Below are 16,112 nucleotides of genomic sequence, written 5' to 3'. Positions count from 1 at the left end.
CTAAAATAATCACTTGCTTTTTTCATCTTTTGCTCTTCTTTCTTCCTGTCGTTTACGCATTTCTTTTACTAACGCTTTATGGGCTTTTTTTGATCCTCGCTCTAGGTCACGCTGCTGTTTCCGTGTTTTAAAATCGATAAACAGACTGTCTAAATCGTAACCTGTCGGGTACAGATTTTCTGCTGAACGCACCAGACGAACGCGCTGACGAGGCACACGGATCATTTCTTTTTCTAAATATACGGCAATCGTATCTTCACCTATATCCTCATAAACTAATGCTTCTTTTTGGTATTCATTCACAAATATTCGATCGCCTTTTGCAAAGAGCTGGCATTCTTTTTTATTGTCCTTCCTAGTTATAACTGCTGTCTTAGGAGGAAATTCTTTTTTCTGTGTCCGATAGGCTTTTTCCTCCAGGTAACGCTCTGCTTGCTGGATCAATTTCATAGACATAGCCATTTTATGTGCAATCCATAAAGCTTGGCTTTCTCCTGTTTCTCCAACACGCAATTGATATTTAGGACGAAGTGCTTCCCGATCGAAAGCCATAGCAGCCGGCACAAAATCTTCATGATCCCTGGCAAATTTCTTAATTTCTCCATAATGGGTCGTGGCAATGATCAATGCCCCCTGCTCATACATAGATTCCATGATTGCAATCGCTAATGCAGCCCCTTCATTTGGCTCTGTTCCACTGCCAATCTCATCCAGAAGTACCAATGTATTCCTTTTTATCTTTTTCAAAATAGCAGCGATGTTTTGCATATGACCAGAAAATGTGCTCAACGCATTTTCTAAATTTTGGTGGTCACCGACATCGACGAAAACCTCATCAAAGACAGCAAGCTCTGTCCCTTCTTTTGCCGGAACTTGCATGCCGAACATCGCCATCAAAGTCAATAAACCGACCGTCTTCAACACGACTGTTTTACCGCCGGCATTTGCTCCAGTGATAATCAAGCCTCGATAGTCTTTACCGATTTCAATATCCAATGGTACCGCATGATCAGGTAAAAATGGATGTCTGCCTTGTTTGATGACGATATGTTCTGATTTATTGATTTTAGGCGTGATCCCATTGATTTCTCGACTGAATTTTGCCCGAGCAAAAATGATATCTAATACCGTCATCGTTTCGATCAATAAATCGATTGCTTCTTCATTTTCTGCAATAGCACCAGTCAATGCAGCCAGAACTTGATATTCTTCACTGATTTCTTCAGCTTTTAACAATTGATAGTGTTCATTCAGTTTAGAAACCACAGTCGGTTCAATAAAAACCGTCGTTCCTTTGTTCGATTCATCGATGATCGTCCCATCTACTTTATTTTTATAGCTGACTTTGATAGGAATCGTATAATATTCACCTTTTTGAACGATCATTGCTTCTTGGATCATTTCTTTGTTTTTCGGATGACGTAAGAATTTCAGCAATTTTGACTGGATTTCTTTTTCGATTATTTGTAATTGTTTGCGTACTTTACGCAGATTACGTGAAGCATCGTCACTGACTTTATTATTTTTTATTTTTTGGTCAATCAACTCTTCTACATTTATCAAATCAGGAAGATGCTTGCTATAAGCAAACAACAAAGGTGCCTGGTATTGATTCTTATCAAAAAACTTTGTAATCATCCGACTGCTTCTTAGAAAATCCGCATATTCGATCAAATCAGCGGGCGACAGAACCAACCCTTTTTTGACTTGTTCTGTCAGTGTATCGATCCTCGGCAATCCCATAAATGGAACATGCTGACTACTTTCTAAGATCAAGCGTGCTTCTCTTGTTTCTTCTTGACGATCTAAGACGGTTTGTAGGTTTGTCGAGGCCGTCATATTGTTGATTCGTTTTTTGCTATAGTTTCCGATTGCTCTTGCTTGGATTTCCTTTTTGATCCGATCAAATTGTAATTGACTAATCATTTCGTTGTTCATACTCTCTCCTTTTCTTGAAGAGATACCTGTCCCAAAATAAATAAGGGCCTAGAGATAAATAAAAGGATAGAACACAGCTTAAAAAAGTCATGTCCTATCCTCATTAGAATACAAAGATATTGTTTTCCTGACAGGTACCGTTTCATAAGCACACCAAATAAACCTTGTTTATTGGCTATTCGACTTACTGATTAGATACCAGCTACACTCACAAAACATTCCCCATTCTTCTAGGTCTTATTTATTTTCCACTTAACTATAGCAAGACGCCTTTTGATTGTCAAACCTTAGTATGTTTTATAGACTTACACCATTAACGAATAGACACCTACCGCGATAATTGCTCCAATCATTGGGCCTGCAATTGGTACCCATGAATATGCCCAATCTGAAGTTCCTTTATTAGCTATTGGCAATACCGCATGTGCTAATCGAGGACCAAAGTCCCGAGCAGGGTTGATTGCGTATCCTGTTGGTCCTCCTAATGAAAGACCGATAGCTAAGATCAATCCACCTACAGCGAATACGTTCGTTCCAGGTGCAAATTCGTTTTGTCCAAAAGCTAGCAACCCAAGAACTAATACAAATGTACCAATTAATTCTGTGATTACATTTGCTGGATAATTCCGTATAGCAGGACCTGTTGCAAACGTACCTAAAATCGCACTCTCATCTTTCGTTGCATTCCAATGTGGCAAATAAGAAAGCCAAACAAGAATGGCCCCTGCAAAAGCTCCTAAAACTTGCGCAATGATGAAAGGAACGACAAGATTCCAACTAATTGCCCCTGTCATCGCCATAGCTAGAGAGACTGCAGGATTCAAATGAGCTGGGCCCATGAATCCAGAAATATAGACAGCCATTGTTACAGCAAGTCCCCAACCAAATGCGATGACAATCCATCCAGAAGCTTGTGCTTTACTTTTGTTTAGATTCACAGCTGCACACACACCATCTCCAAGCAAGACTAGGATCAATGTCCCAATAAACTCCCCCATGATTTGAGTCATATCACTGTTCATTTATTTCTCCCCCTTTAGTTCTCGCAGATCTGATTCTGCGATCAATGCTTCTAAACGTTTAGTCTGTTGCGCTTTCTCTTCTTCTGTCCACCCAAAATACCCAGCAATTGCATCGATCACAGGTTGCTTGATCTCATCCAGCTGATCTCGTTCAAACAACAGATGATTCGTCCGACGAATGAGATAATCACCTGGAGCCAAAACCATTTCTTCTTCTAAGCCATAACGTAACCGAGCTGACTCAGCGAGACTCAAACCAGGATAAGGTGCCATTTCTTTTGCTAATTCAAAGATACGTCGAGCATTAGTCCCGTAAAAATCAGCGATATAAGTAGCATCTTCTTCCTCTAAACCGGCTGCTACTCCTTCTTTTGCTAATTCCTTCACTGTTTCTTCTAATTTCGTTGGATCGAAATTTCCACCTGAAATCTGATATTTTTTAGAGTCGATTTCTTTCGTCTCTATTCCGTATTCTTCTTTTAACAGCTGACGAATCAATCGTAAAGCTCCTTCTGCCATCTTACGGTAATCGGTGATTTTCCCACCTGATAAAGTCAGCAATCCATCTGGTTCTCTTTCTAAAGAACTACCTCTGGAAATCGTAGAAGGTGCTTTTTCATCACGGCTGTTTTCCAAATGGTTTAACACATCTTCTACTTCAGCACGTGAAACTTTATTTTCCTTATATTCACTCACTGTATCAACTACTTTATTGAAGCTCTTATCTGAAATCGATCCATTATCTCCACCATTATAATCAGAACCAGAATTACCAATCAATAGTGGACGAAGTCCTGCCCAGCTTGCTTCGATATCTGCCAATGTGATATTTGCTTCTGGATAGCGATGGTTGATTACATCCAATAGATAATCCACATCTTCTTGTGTGACTTTCGGATCCGTAAAGTCTCCTTGGTAATCCGTATCTGTTGTGCCAAAGTAAGTCTTGTTTTCTCTTGGGATAGCAAAGACCATCCGCCCATCTTGTTTTCCTGTATCGAAGTATGTGGGTTGTGGTACAGGCAGTTTTTTCGCATCTACGACTAAATGGATCCCTTTGGTTGGACGCATTTTAGGAGAGACTGGACGCGTAAAATTCAAGTTCCGTACTTTATCTACCCAAGGACCACTCGTATTGATCACTAATTTTGCTTTGATCTCGATCACTTCATCTGTCAGCAGATCACGAGCTTTGACGCCAACGATTTGATCGCCCTCATATAAGAAGCCAACCGCTTTCATTTTACTTACTAGATAAGCCCCATCTTCTGCAGCTTTTTTGATATTATCGATCACTAAACGGGCATCATTGTTGCGGAAATCAAGGTAAACACCTGCACCTTTTAGTCCTTCTTTTTTCAAAAATGGTTCTCTTTCCAATACTTCTTCTGGTGTCAGGGTATAGTTCTCATATTTAGTTCCTGTCACATTTGCCAGTTTGTCGTAAAGGTCCATTGCTACTTTGACGGAGAACATATTGAAGGTTGTTGCTCCTTCATCTTCATAGATTGGTAAAAGCATTGGATCTGGTTTTGGGATGTGTGGGGCAATACCTTGTACGACTGCACGTTCACCAACTGTGTCAGCTACTACTTCCACATCAAATGTTTTCAGATAACGAATACCGCCATGCACAAGTTTGGTCGAGCGAGAGGACGTCCCTTCTGCAAAATCTTGCATTTCGATCAATCCTGTTTTGATTCCTGATGCTGCTGCTTGGACTGCCACACCGGCACCAGTGATTCCGCCACCGATGATCAACAGATCCAATTCTTCTTGCTTCATTTTTTGAATGCTATCTTGTCTTGTCTTGTTTGAAAACATATGGATTTCCTCCTTATTCAAATGCTTGGGTAGCTTTTACTGCTTTTTTCCAGCCATTGTAAAGTTTTTCTCGGCGCTCTTCCTCCATTTGAACTTCAAATAACTTACCAGCTTCATAAAATTCGCGGATCTCATCTGTATCTTTCCAATAACCGACAGCTAATCCTGCTAAAAATGCTGCCCCTAGTGCTGTTGTTTCCAAATTTTCTGCTCGTTGGATCGGTACATTCAAGATATCTGTTTGGAATTGCATCAGATATTCATTATTTGCTGCACCGCCATCCACTTTCAATACAGGAATATTGATTCCAGTGTCATCTTGCATCGTATCGATGATATCTCTCACTTGATAGGCAATCGACTGCAAAGTAGCTTTAATGATATCTTCTTTTGTCGTTCCACGTGTCAAACCAAACATAGCCCCTCGCGCTGACTGATCCCAATAAGGAGCCCCCAGTCCAACAAATGCAGGAACAACATAGACCTCATCTTCGTTTGTGGAGCGTTTTGCCGCGTCTTCCGAATCACTAGCTTTTTGCAACATTTGAAGTCCATCTCTCAGCCATTGAATCGAAGAACCAGCCACAAAAATACTTCCTTCTAAAGCATAGTAAACCTTTCCATTTATGCCGTAACCAATTGTCGTCAATAAATTATTTTTGGATAATTGCGGTTTTTCACCGGTATTCATGACAATAAATGAACCTGTACCATAAGTATTCTTGACCATCCCTGGTTCGAATGCCATTTGTCCGAATAATGCAGCTTGCTGGTCTCCTGCCATCCCTGAAATTGGTGCTTCGCTTCCATAAAAATGATAACCTTGCGTATAACCATAAACTTCTGAGTTAGAAGTAACTTTTGGTAACATCACTCGAGGAATATTCAATAAATCCAAAATTTCCTGATCCCAATCTAGCTGATGGATATTGAACAACATCGTCCGACTAGCATTCGAGTAATCAGTAACATGTGCTTGTCCATCGGTCAGTTTCCATACTAACCACGAATCAATCGTTCCAAACATTAACTCGCCTTTTTCAGCGCGTTCTTGCGCACCTTCTACATGATCAAGAATCCAGCGTATCTTCGTTGCTGAGAAATAGGCATCGATCACTAACCCTGTTTTTTCGTGGAAAAATTCTTGATAGCCTTCATTTTTTAAGTTATCTGCAATTCCAGCTGATTGTCTGGATTGCCAAACAACTGCATGATAGATTGGACGTCCTGTATCTTTTTCCCAGATTACTGTTGTTTCACGCTGGTTCGTTATGCCAATCCCAGCAATCTGATTTGGTTTGATCCCTGATTCGATGAAAGCTCCGGCAATAACTGACTGTACAGAATTCCAGATTTCATTTGCATCATGTTCAACCCAGCTTTCTTGCGGGAAATATTGCGTGAACTCTTTTTGAGAACTGCCGATATGTCTTCCTTTCTTGTCAAAGATAATTGCTCGTGAGCTAGTTGTACCTTGGTCAATCGCCATGATATACGTTGGTTCTGTCATTGTGATTCCCTCCATTATCTGCAAACGCTTTCTTTAACTACTTTTATCATACTACTCATTTAAAAAAAGAAACTGTCAAAATTTTATTCGTTTTTTCTTTTTTTGACAGTTTTTCATTATGATGCTAGTTTTTGATTAATTCTTTTCTTTTTTCAACATTTCTATTCTTCTTTTCAATCGGATAATGTCATAAGGCGACGCAAATTCTGATAGATAATATTCATTCTGTTGCTTGTTTCTCTGACAAAACGTTATGACCAAATCATAGTTTTTTCCTTCTTCATAACTTTCAATCTCAATACCGCTGACTCCTCTCAGTTCTCTGATCAGATACTGTTGGAAAGCAATACGATAAATAGGCAAACTTTCTAAATCGATCCCTATCACTACTGGTTTCGCAATATAAAAATCGATCATCAAAAGAACATTGGCATACTGGATCATCAGATAACTAAGTGCACTGTCTTCGGTGCTTTTCCTTGGCAATTGCTGCATCGCTGTTTCCTGTAGTTTCTCCAATAACTGTGTTAAGGAATGCCCAAGCATTTTTTGCTGCTGCTCCAAAAGCCGATCACGCTCGTAGACTTCGATCTTTCCAACAAAGAAAAACCATTCATTGTTGATTTGTGAAATTTGGTAGCCTACTGCTTTTTCCTCTTTGATTTTCAAACGACGAGGACGATAATGCCATAGCATCGTTTCCCGAATATAAGTATCCAAAACAGCTGTGGGTAACTTTTTGCTCCGTGTCAAATCATATTGATAAAATATTTCTTCGTCTACTATCGAAAAAGAAACAAAAAAGCTGTAAAACATCATTGTTTCGTATACATTCAGTTCTGCTGCTGTTCGACTAAGATGCATCACGATGATTGGATCGATTGCTTGATAAAGCCGATCCGACTGATAGAGTAATTTCTTTTCTTCCAAAGTTGCGTACGTACTTTTTTCATTCAATAGTCTTTTTTTCGTGATCCCGAGCCAGCAAGCAATCTGTGCTTCTGCTGATGCCGTAAACGTCGTTTCTAATACGCGACCCAATCCTAGAATGAATGGTCTTTTTTCTGGTGTATTTTGCAAAAAAAACGGTCGTTGGTCTTCCGGGATATATTGGAATAATTCATAATAAAAATATCGGATCTGTAGCTCTTCTCCGTATAATTGACCGTTTTTGATTTGTAATCCAAATTCCTCTAAGAGCTGGTTCAATTCTTTGATTTTTCGAAAAACAGAAGACTCACTGATATTAAACGCTGTCGCTAATCGAACGATGGATACTTGCTGGTGTTCTAATAAATAGACAAGCATTTTAAACTTCAAGCTTTCCTGTAATAAAAACAAAAGAATTTTTTCCAAACTGACATCTTCGTCCAACACAAGCAGCGCCTGATACTCGTTTCGCTGTACTTCTACTTTTTTTCCCATCATCCGGCCAATCAATTCAATATCTTCCAAATATTGATCAAAAGAAGTTTTTGACAGTTGGACATGCTCTCTCAATCCATTGATAGAGGCTGTTCCCCCTTGCAGAACAAGTTTTCGCAAAATCAGGATCTGTAACTGCTCTTTTCTTTCTAATAATGCTTCAATCTTCATAGGCAGTATTCGCCACCTTTGACCACACCATATCAGGCACACGATATTCTGGCTGGAAAAACAGCTCATGTTCTTCTAACTGTTCGAACGTCCAGCCTTCTTCTACTGCGATTGTCAGTTGGTCAAGAAGATGGAACATTTCTTTTCTGCTTTGGAGCTGTGCTCCAAGAATCTTTTTTTCAGAATCAAATAGGAATTTGATTTTGACTTTGCTTTGGTTTATTGCTGCAAGCTTGTATTCCGCGTACCCTGTTTCAATTTTTTGGGGATAAAAAATGCTTTCTTCTTCTGTCATACCTACGCTTCCTAAGAAATAGCCAAACCACTGATTGCCGACTGGTCGGTAGGTTCCCTGATCCTTTGTCGCGGAGCCGCTAATTGTCTTGCTGACATTTCGCGCTGTACGGACAGCGTTGTTTACTAGAGAAACGTACATTTTTTCATTTGTTGGGCGAAAAGTGACTTGGATTGCATCGCCAATTGCATAGACGTCTTTTTGAGACGTTTGCAAATAGTCATCTACCCAGATCGTTCCATCATCATTCAATGTTAATTGTTCTTCCCACATCTGATTGTCGGGGCGAGAATGGTTAGCCAGCAAAACAAGATCATAGTTTTCCCTTCTTCTTTCCGTCTCTACTACAGCGGTTTCATTTTCGGATAAAGATACGACTTGCTCTTCTAAGAAAAGCGATATCCCTTGATTTTTCATTTCCTTTACTAACGGTTCCGTCATTTCAGGGTCTAGATAACGAAAAAGAATCGACTTTCGACTTTCATAAAGATGGATTTGTGTTTTTCCTGATGCTAACCCTTCAGCTATTTCGATCCCTGCTTGACCTGCTCCAATGATGGCAATTTTTTTTGCATCCATGATCTTTTGCTGAAGAGAAGCTATGTTTTGTATCTTTTTAACTGAGTGAATGAATCTTGCTTCTGCAGGAACATTTCGAAAATTTTGATTTGAGCCAGTCGCCAAAATCAAACGGTCAAAATCCAGTTTGTCTCCGCCTGCTAAAATGACTTTCTTTTCTTCCAATCCTATTACCGTCTTTTCTGTGTAAACATGGATACGATAGCGGTCAATCAGCTCTTCTTTGGTGATCCAAGAAAGTTGTTTTTCACTGGTGACCTTTCCTTTTACTATCAGATTGAATCCGCTGGGAATCCACCCTAACTTCGATTGCTTTTCAATCAAATATATTTCACTTGTTGGTATCAATTGGCGAAGATAAATAGCCGCATGAATCCCTGCAAACGACCCGCCGACAATTATAATGTTCATCTGCATTCCTCTTTCTTATTAAGTGTGCGACTGCCAATGGGCTGAAATCACAATGTTCTTAAACCATGTTTACTCATTCCTATGATCCATAGCAGCGTAGCAGAACACACTCTCTCCATCCTACCGTGTGACTAGGTCTGCTTCTCAGTAATAAATTAGTTGACCTAATTGAAGAGTATCATTTCTGAAGAGATGTTTCAAAAAATGTACTCTTAGAAAGGCAAAAAACTCGCCTTTTGCGTACCTCTGTCCAAATAGGAAACAGAAAAGAACGAAAAGACGAGTTTTAGCGTGTGTAATGTAATAGTTAGAATAGACCTATCATTTTTATGTTGACAATTTTTAATGCTTTAATGCTTCAACCACTACTTCGCCCAATTGATGAGCAGATTGAGGGTTTTGCCCTGTAAGAAGACGTCCATCGATTTGAACGACTTCTGAAAAAGCTGGACCTGACTGATAGTCAGCTCCTTTTTCTTTCAAAGCATCTTCTGCTAAGAATGGTACTTCATTCGTTGTACCATTGGCTTCCTCTTCTTCATTACTGAATCCAGTCACTGTGCGTCCAGCTAAAATAGACTTTCCAGATTCATCTGTAACTGGCAACAATCCGACAACACCGTGACAAACAGCTGAGACCAGTCCTTCATTTCGATAGATTTGTGAAGCAACTTTCCCAAGATCTGTTGCTTCTGGAAAATCCCACATTGTTCCGTGGCCACCAGCATAATAAACTGCTGCATAATCTTTTGCATCCACATCATCAGGACGTAAGGTATTTCCCAAGGCCCGATTTCTGAAATCTTCATCTTTATAATAGGCCCAATCGATTTCATCCATATTCAAAACGCTTTGCGGTTCTAAAGGTACATATCCACCTTTAGGACTGACAAAATCTGCATCGATTCCATTTTTTACTAATACATCATAAAAATGAGTTAGTTCACTTAACCACAAACCTGTAGGACGCTCGATCTTTTCGTACTTTTCTACATTTGTTAATACGATCAATACTTTCATTTTTCCATCCTCTTTCTATAAAAATTGAGTTATTGATAACGTGCTTTCAAGAAATTATATAATGGACTTGGCAAATAAAGCTCTTTATATGCTTCTTCAAAAGGTTTCGTTACAAATTCATCCTCACGGTTTTCCAATAACTTCTCTGCCCAGTCAGGATCGACGATCATTTGCTGTCCAATTGCTGCAAGTTCTGCATATTTCAGTACTTGCTCTACATCTTTGCGAGTACGGATGCCTCCGACACCAATTAAAGGGATCTTTCCTTGGATCGTGTCGTGGACAGCTTCAAGAATCGACTGATCGCTGTATTTATCAGAACGGGCTCTTCGATCATACGCATTTAATGAAACATGCAGATAATCTAGTTTTGTCTCACGTAATCGTTCAAGAAGCCAGATCGTGTCTTCAAAACGAATACCTGGTGTTTCATATTCTTCTGGTGAGAAACGATACCCTACGATGAATGGTTTTTTTGCATATTTTTCAACCGTTGAGAAAACCGTTGTTAATAATTCGTCAATAAAACGATAGCGATTTTCTAAGCTACCGCCCCATTGATCCTCTCGTCTATTCGAATGTGGAGAGAAAAATTGTTGAATCAAATACGTATTTGCTCCATGCAACTCGATACCATCAAATCCTGATTCAATCGCTCTGCGTGTGGCTTCGCCAAATGCTTGGATTGTTTCTTTGATTTCATTTTCACTTAATGCTCGCGGTGTTTCTGCATCAGGTCGTTCCGCTGCAACTGCACTTGCAGATACAGGCTGTTCTCCGGATAGAGTAGCTCGACTAGTCATTCGTCCACCGTGGAAAATCTGAACAATCGCTTTTGCACCGTCTCCTTGGATTGCTTTAGCTAGTTCACTTAACCGAGGAATCATTTCATCATGAGCGATGCTCAGTTCACCTGGCCAACCTTTCCCGATATCTTGGACATTTGCAGCACCAGTAATAACAGCACCAAGTCCTTTAGAACGTTGTTTATAATAAGTAATCTCATCTTCGGTGATCACACCATTGAAGAAGCTGAGTTGTGTCGTCATAGGCGACAGCATCAATCGATTCTTCAATTGAACTCCTGAAGGTAAAGTAATTGATTGATCAAATTGTGACATTGTTATTCCTCCCATGAATTGCTCTAATTAACCTATCGAGAATCATCTATCATTAAACCACTCGATTAGTTGTACATGCAACTATTTTGCTTAAAAAAATTTTTATTTTTTTTGTAACTTATCTGTTGCTTCATTCATTATCTCGGCTAATTCTTTACTTGCTTCATTTCCCAAGACTGCTTTGTACGACTGATGGAGTTCTTCCCAGCTACCATCGACTTCCTTAGTAAATTGGCGTCCTTGTTCTGTAAGATAAACCAATGACAAGCGTCCTTCGCTAACTGTTTTGACGTATCCTTTATATTCTAATTTTTCAACAAAACGAGCGATTGTTGAAGGCGCAGAATAGAGCATTTGCGCAATATCTTTTTGCGGTATACCATCTTTTTCTTTTAATATCAATAAAATAAATCCATATGTTGGTGCCAGGCCTGTTTTTCTAAATGCTTCATCAGCTAATTTATTCAACATGCGATCAAGCTTTTTCACACTAAAGAAAAGACATTCATCCAACGCTTTTTCAATTGGCTTTTCCATTTCATCCCCTCCATTGGCGTACATATCATAGTATGATTTTTATTTTTTGTCAAAAAACACGGAGTAATGACCGCCTCCTCTGTTTAGTTTTGAGAAAAAGAAGTTGTGACAAAAAATATGTCACAACCTCTCGGTAATACGTTTCAATCAAATAAGCTTTTCTTTATTTTACTTCCACCACAAATGCTTCATATGGTCGTAACTCAACTTTGCCGTCTGGTAACTGTTTCAGAGGATAATTTGATACAATAACCCTTAAAGCTTCACGTGGAACAGTGAACACCTGTTTTTCACTGGATATATTGCAAACAACGAGCCATCGATGGTCTTCATATGTGCGAGAATAGGCAAAGATATGCTCTGGCGTCTCTTCTACTAATTCATAGTCACCCCAGACGATGATGTCGTGTTTTCTACGCAAATCGATCAATTTTTTGTACATATAAAAAACAGATTTTTGATCTGCTAACGCTTCTTCTGCATTGATTTCTTTATAATTTGGGTTGACTCGAAGCCATGGAATTCCCATAGTAAACCCAGCATGTTCACTGGCGTTCCATTGCATAGGCGTCCTAGCATTGTCTCTTCCTTTCGCATTGATTGATTCCAAGATTTCCTCTTTTGTAAATCCAGAAGAAATCCTTTCGTTATACATATTGATTGTCTCAATATCTTTTGCTTCCGCGATATCATCAATTGGGCAATTCGTCATGCCTAATTCTTCTCCTTGATAGATATAAGGAGTGCCTTTCATCATATGAAGCAAGATAGCAAACATCTTGGCACTTTCTTTTCGATACATATCGTCATTTCCCCAACGAGAAACAATTCGCGGGAGATCATGATTATTCCAAAATAAACTATTCCATCCTTCATCCCCCAAAGAAGTTTGCCATTTCGATAATACTTTTTTCAGTTCAGAGATACTTAAAGGTTTCAAATCCCATTTGTCTTTGCCTTCTTGCTGATCTAATCCTATGTGTTCGAATTGGAAGATCATGGATAATTCCTTTCTTTTAGGATTGGAATAAAGTTTAGCAATCTCGGTAGTTGCTCCCCATGTTTCGCCAACGGTCATCAGATTTTTGTCGCCAAAAGTTGCTTGATTCATTTCCTGAAGATACTCATGCAGTTTAGGTCCATTACTTGTGATTTCTTTATCCGGTTCTTTGCCAATCATATCGATCACGTCCATACGAAAGCCACCAATACCTTTATCGATCCAGAAATTCATCATTTGATAAATCTCTTGGCGAACCTGTTTATTTTTCCAATTCAAATCAGGTTGACGCTTGCTATACAAGTGCAGAAAATATTGCCCCGTTTTTTCATCCAACTGCCAAGCAGAACCACTGAATATTGAGCGCAATCTATTAGGCTCTTTTCCATTGACCGGATCACGCCAAATATAATAGTCCCGATAAGGATTTTCTTTATTTTTACGGGCCTCAATGAACCACGGATGTTCATCAGAAGTATGATTCACCACCAGATCCATGATGATACGGATATTTCTTTTCTTTGCTTCTTCAATCAGTTCTTCCATTTCTTCCATCGTACCGAATTCTGCCATGATTGCTTGATAATTACTGATATCATACCCATTGTCATCATTCGGAGACTCGTATACTGGAGAAAGCCAAATTGCATCAATACCTAAATACGCCAGATAATCCAACCTGGAAATAATCCCCCGCAAATCTCCAATACCATCTTGATTTGAATCTTGAAAACTTCTTGGATAGATTTGATAAACAACTGAATGGTGCCACCATTTTCGTTCCATGATTTCCCTCCTATAAATGGATGTTTCTATTTTTCGCTTAATCATCTAGTTTAGTTTCTTCCACCAAAAATTGTAACGCTTTCAAACAGTCATTGCACCTTGTTATCGGTAACAGAATAAAACAAAAAAACAGCTGAGGAAATTTCCTCAACTGTTTTTTGAAAGGATTGATTGATGTAGGGAAGAACGCTGATTTCACAACCTCTTTATTTCACAACCTCTTTATTTCACAACCTCTTTATTTCACATTCAATATCCACATGAATCCCACGAATACAAAGAACAGACCATACATGATTGGAGATACTTCTTTTCCTCTTTTAGCCGCTAACATCGTAATTGGATAGAAAATAAAACCTAATGCAATCCCATCTGAAATACTATAAGTTAAAGGCATGCCGATCAAGATCAAGAAGGAAGGGATCGCAATCTCTAATTTTCCCCATTCGATTTGACGTAATGATTGAGCCATCAAAACACCTACCATGATCAATGCTGGTGCAGTTACTTGTGAAGTAACAACTGATAGTAATGGAGAAAAGAACAAACCTAACAAGAAAAAGATTCCTGTAGTAATTGCTGTGATTCCTGAGCGTCCTCCAACAGCGATTCCAGCTGACGATTCTACGAATGCACCAACAGGAGAAGTACCTAATAAGGAGCCCGCAAGCATAGCTGTTGAATCAGAAGCTAAAGCTTTCCCTACACGAGGCATCTTGTTGTCTTTCATAAAACCTGCTTGATTTGCTAATCCAACTAAAGTTCCTGCTGTATCAAAGAAAGTCACAAGCAAGAATGTTAGTACTACGACCCACATTTGAAGAGAATTGATGTCCCCTACATGTTTTAACGCAACTAAAAATGTTGGTTTCAAACTTGGTGCTGCGGCAACAATTTCAGAAGGCATTGGAATCAAACCTGTGACCAGACCTAAAATCGTTGTAGCTGCCATCCCGATGAAAATGCCACCTGGTACACGTCGAACAAGCAAGATAGCCGTGACGACTAATCCAAAAATCGTCAACCAAGTAGAACCAACGTTGAGTGATCCTAATCCTACTAATGTAGATTCATTCGAAACGATGATGCCACCTTCGCTCAGACCAAGGAAAGCAATAAATAGACCGATACCACCAGAAATCGCATATTTCAAATCTGCTGGGATCGCATCAATGATCATTTCCCGCAGTTTGAAGATTGTAATCAAAATAAAGATCAAAGAAGCAACGAATACGCCGGACAATGCTGTTTCCCATGGGATCCCCATCCCTAAACAAACAGAATAAGCAAAGAAAGCATTGATCCCAAGAGCAGGTGCCGTTCCAATTGGATAACGGGCTAATACCCCCATCAAAATACAGCCAATCGCACTGGCTAATGCAGTCGCAGTGAACACCGCTCCTTCATCCATTCCAGAAGCGCCTAATACAGTTGGATTTACAAATAAGATATAGGCCATTGAAATAAATGTCGTAAATCCTGCCAGTACCTCACGTTTTACCGTGGTGTTCAATTTTTCTATTTCGAAGTAGGAAAGTATTTTTTCCTTCATCTTCCATCCCCCTAAATCCGAACATTATAAATAAAGTCCGTTAAAATTTCGATTTATTAATAAAACAACGTGTTTTATCATATACTAAAACAAAACATAAGTAAACAAAAAATTCGGATTTCAAGCAAAATCCGAACGTTCCATCTGATTAAATCCCTTTATCTCAAAGTTCATGAACATTCACTTTGGATTACAAGAATTTCTTTATTGTGTTAATAAAGTTTCTTCATTCTAGTCTCAAAAATCAATAGTGTGATTTGATTTTACCATTTCGTTTCTGCTCTTCTTTGATGAATTCTTTTGTATCAACAGGATTTAGGTTATTTAGTCCGCCAAAACCTGTATCGACCATTTTTCCCCAACCTTTTGTCTTCTTTTTACCTGATTTGAGATTCCTTGCTCGAAGCTTCTCACTATGTTTTGCTCGCCGATACTTCAAATAACCTTCTAGCCTTCCCATTAGATCCACTGTTTTTCCTCCTTTTTATTCAAACAGACGACTCAGCTTTTCCTATAACAAAATAATTGCCTTCAGGGTCCGAAAAATTGAAAGTCAAGACGCCATTGTTGTCTGTGATTTCTCCAGGTTCGTCCATGTTCTCGTAGATAGTTTCAAATTCATCCGTAAAAAAGACTAAAGAAGGTGGCGGTCCCAATACTTCTGGTGAAAACTTCTGCACAAATACTTTTGGAAATATACCTAATTCTAATTCTTTTGAGATACTCAGTACAATACTCTTAAATTCTTCTGGCAATTCGATCGTTTCTGAAATTTCTGCACCAATTTTTTCTACAAAGAATCGGCAAATCATCTCTACGTCATTGACGTAAAGCATCACACGTGTTTTTTGTATCATCGTTTGACCCTTCTTTCTAGTTGATTTTCTTACCTGTCTATAAACTGATTCCATTATATCACGA

13 protein-coding genes are annotated in these 16,112 nt (G+C 39.1%); all 13 read right to left on the bottom strand.

Annotated elements, in window-relative coordinates; translation table 11 throughout:
* Nucleotides 1-9: 9 nt before the first annotated feature.
* The 13 genes from FTX43_RS06440 to FTX43_RS06380 all read right to left on the bottom strand — a co-directional run bounded on the left by FTX43_RS06440 (nt 10) and on the right by FTX43_RS06380 (nt 16,102).
* Complete coding sequence (locus FTX43_RS06440) at nt 10-1,938, bottom strand: endonuclease MutS2 (protein WP_087064089.1); 1,929 nt, start codon at nt 1,936-1,938, stop codon at nt 10-12.
* 305 nt (nt 1,939-2,243) lie between these two features.
* Complete coding sequence (locus FTX43_RS06435) at nt 2,244-2,960, bottom strand: MIP/aquaporin family protein (protein ID WP_002292560.1); 717 nt, start codon at nt 2,958-2,960, stop codon at nt 2,244-2,246.
* Entirely contained in the window at nt 2,961-4,784 is a 1,824-nt protein-coding gene (glpO, locus tag FTX43_RS06430; protein WP_002314032.1) for a type 1 glycerol-3-phosphate oxidase, read from the bottom strand. It lies immediately after the preceding gene.
* 13 nt (nt 4,785-4,797) lie between these two features.
* Nucleotides 4,798-6,294 (bottom strand): glycerol kinase GlpK, encoded by a 1,497-nt coding sequence (glpK, locus tag FTX43_RS06425; protein WP_002314031.1) that lies wholly within the window; start codon nt 6,292-6,294, stop codon nt 4,798-4,800.
* A 135-nt stretch (nt 6,295-6,429) separates the two neighbouring features.
* Nucleotides 6,430-7,890, bottom strand: coding sequence for a helix-turn-helix domain-containing protein (locus tag FTX43_RS06420; RefSeq protein WP_147606891.1), 1,461 nt, complete (start codon nt 7,888-7,890; stop codon nt 6,430-6,432).
* A complete protein-coding gene (locus FTX43_RS06415) occupies nt 7,880-9,175 on the bottom strand; it encodes an FAD/NAD(P)-binding oxidoreductase (RefSeq protein ID WP_147606890.1) in 1,296 nt (431 codons plus the stop codon). The genes FTX43_RS06420 and FTX43_RS06415 overlap by 11 nt, the downstream gene beginning before the upstream one ends.
* A 342-nt stretch (nt 9,176-9,517) precedes the next feature.
* Nucleotides 9,518-10,195 carry a type 1 glutamine amidotransferase domain-containing protein gene (locus FTX43_RS06410; protein WP_002310684.1) on the bottom strand — a complete coding sequence of 226 codons (678 nt, stop codon included), beginning with the start codon at nt 10,193-10,195 and terminating at the stop codon, nt 9,518-9,520.
* A gap of 29 nt (nt 10,196-10,224) precedes the next feature.
* Nucleotides 10,225-11,316 (bottom strand): NADH-dependent flavin oxidoreductase, encoded by a 1,092-nt coding sequence (locus FTX43_RS06405; RefSeq protein WP_002320708.1) that lies wholly within the window; start codon nt 11,314-11,316, stop codon nt 10,225-10,227.
* A 102-nt stretch (nt 11,317-11,418) separates the two neighbouring features.
* Nucleotides 11,419-11,853 carry a MarR family winged helix-turn-helix transcriptional regulator gene (locus FTX43_RS06400; RefSeq protein ID WP_002310682.1) on the bottom strand — a complete coding sequence of 145 codons (435 nt, stop codon included), beginning with the start codon at nt 11,851-11,853 and terminating at the stop codon, nt 11,419-11,421.
* 163 nt (nt 11,854-12,016) lie between these two features.
* Nucleotides 12,017-13,639 (bottom strand): alpha-glucosidase, encoded by a 1,623-nt coding sequence (locus tag FTX43_RS06395; RefSeq protein WP_147606888.1) that lies wholly within the window; start codon nt 13,637-13,639, stop codon nt 12,017-12,019.
* Nucleotides 13,640-13,877: 238 nt separating this feature from the next.
* Entirely contained in the window at nt 13,878-15,191 is a 1,314-nt protein-coding gene (locus FTX43_RS06390; RefSeq protein WP_002292548.1) for an NCS2 family permease, read from the bottom strand.
* A 244-nt stretch (nt 15,192-15,435) separates the two neighbouring features.
* Complete coding sequence (locus FTX43_RS06385; RefSeq protein ID WP_002310680.1) at nt 15,436-15,660, bottom strand: hypothetical protein; 225 nt, start codon at nt 15,658-15,660, stop codon at nt 15,436-15,438.
* Nucleotides 15,661-15,679: 19 nt separating this feature from the next.
* Nucleotides 15,680-16,102: a VOC family protein gene (locus FTX43_RS06380; RefSeq protein WP_171847343.1), complete on the bottom strand. Its 423-nt coding sequence runs from the start codon at nt 16,100-16,102 to the stop codon at nt 15,680-15,682.
* Nucleotides 16,103-16,112: the final 10 nt, after the last annotated feature.

Source organism: Enterococcus sp. DA9, assembly GCF_008000875.1.
GTDB classification, from domain to species: Bacteria; Bacillota; Bacilli; order Lactobacillales; family Enterococcaceae; genus Enterococcus_B; species Enterococcus_B lactis.
This window is presented reverse-complemented; position numbering and strand designations above follow the sequence as displayed.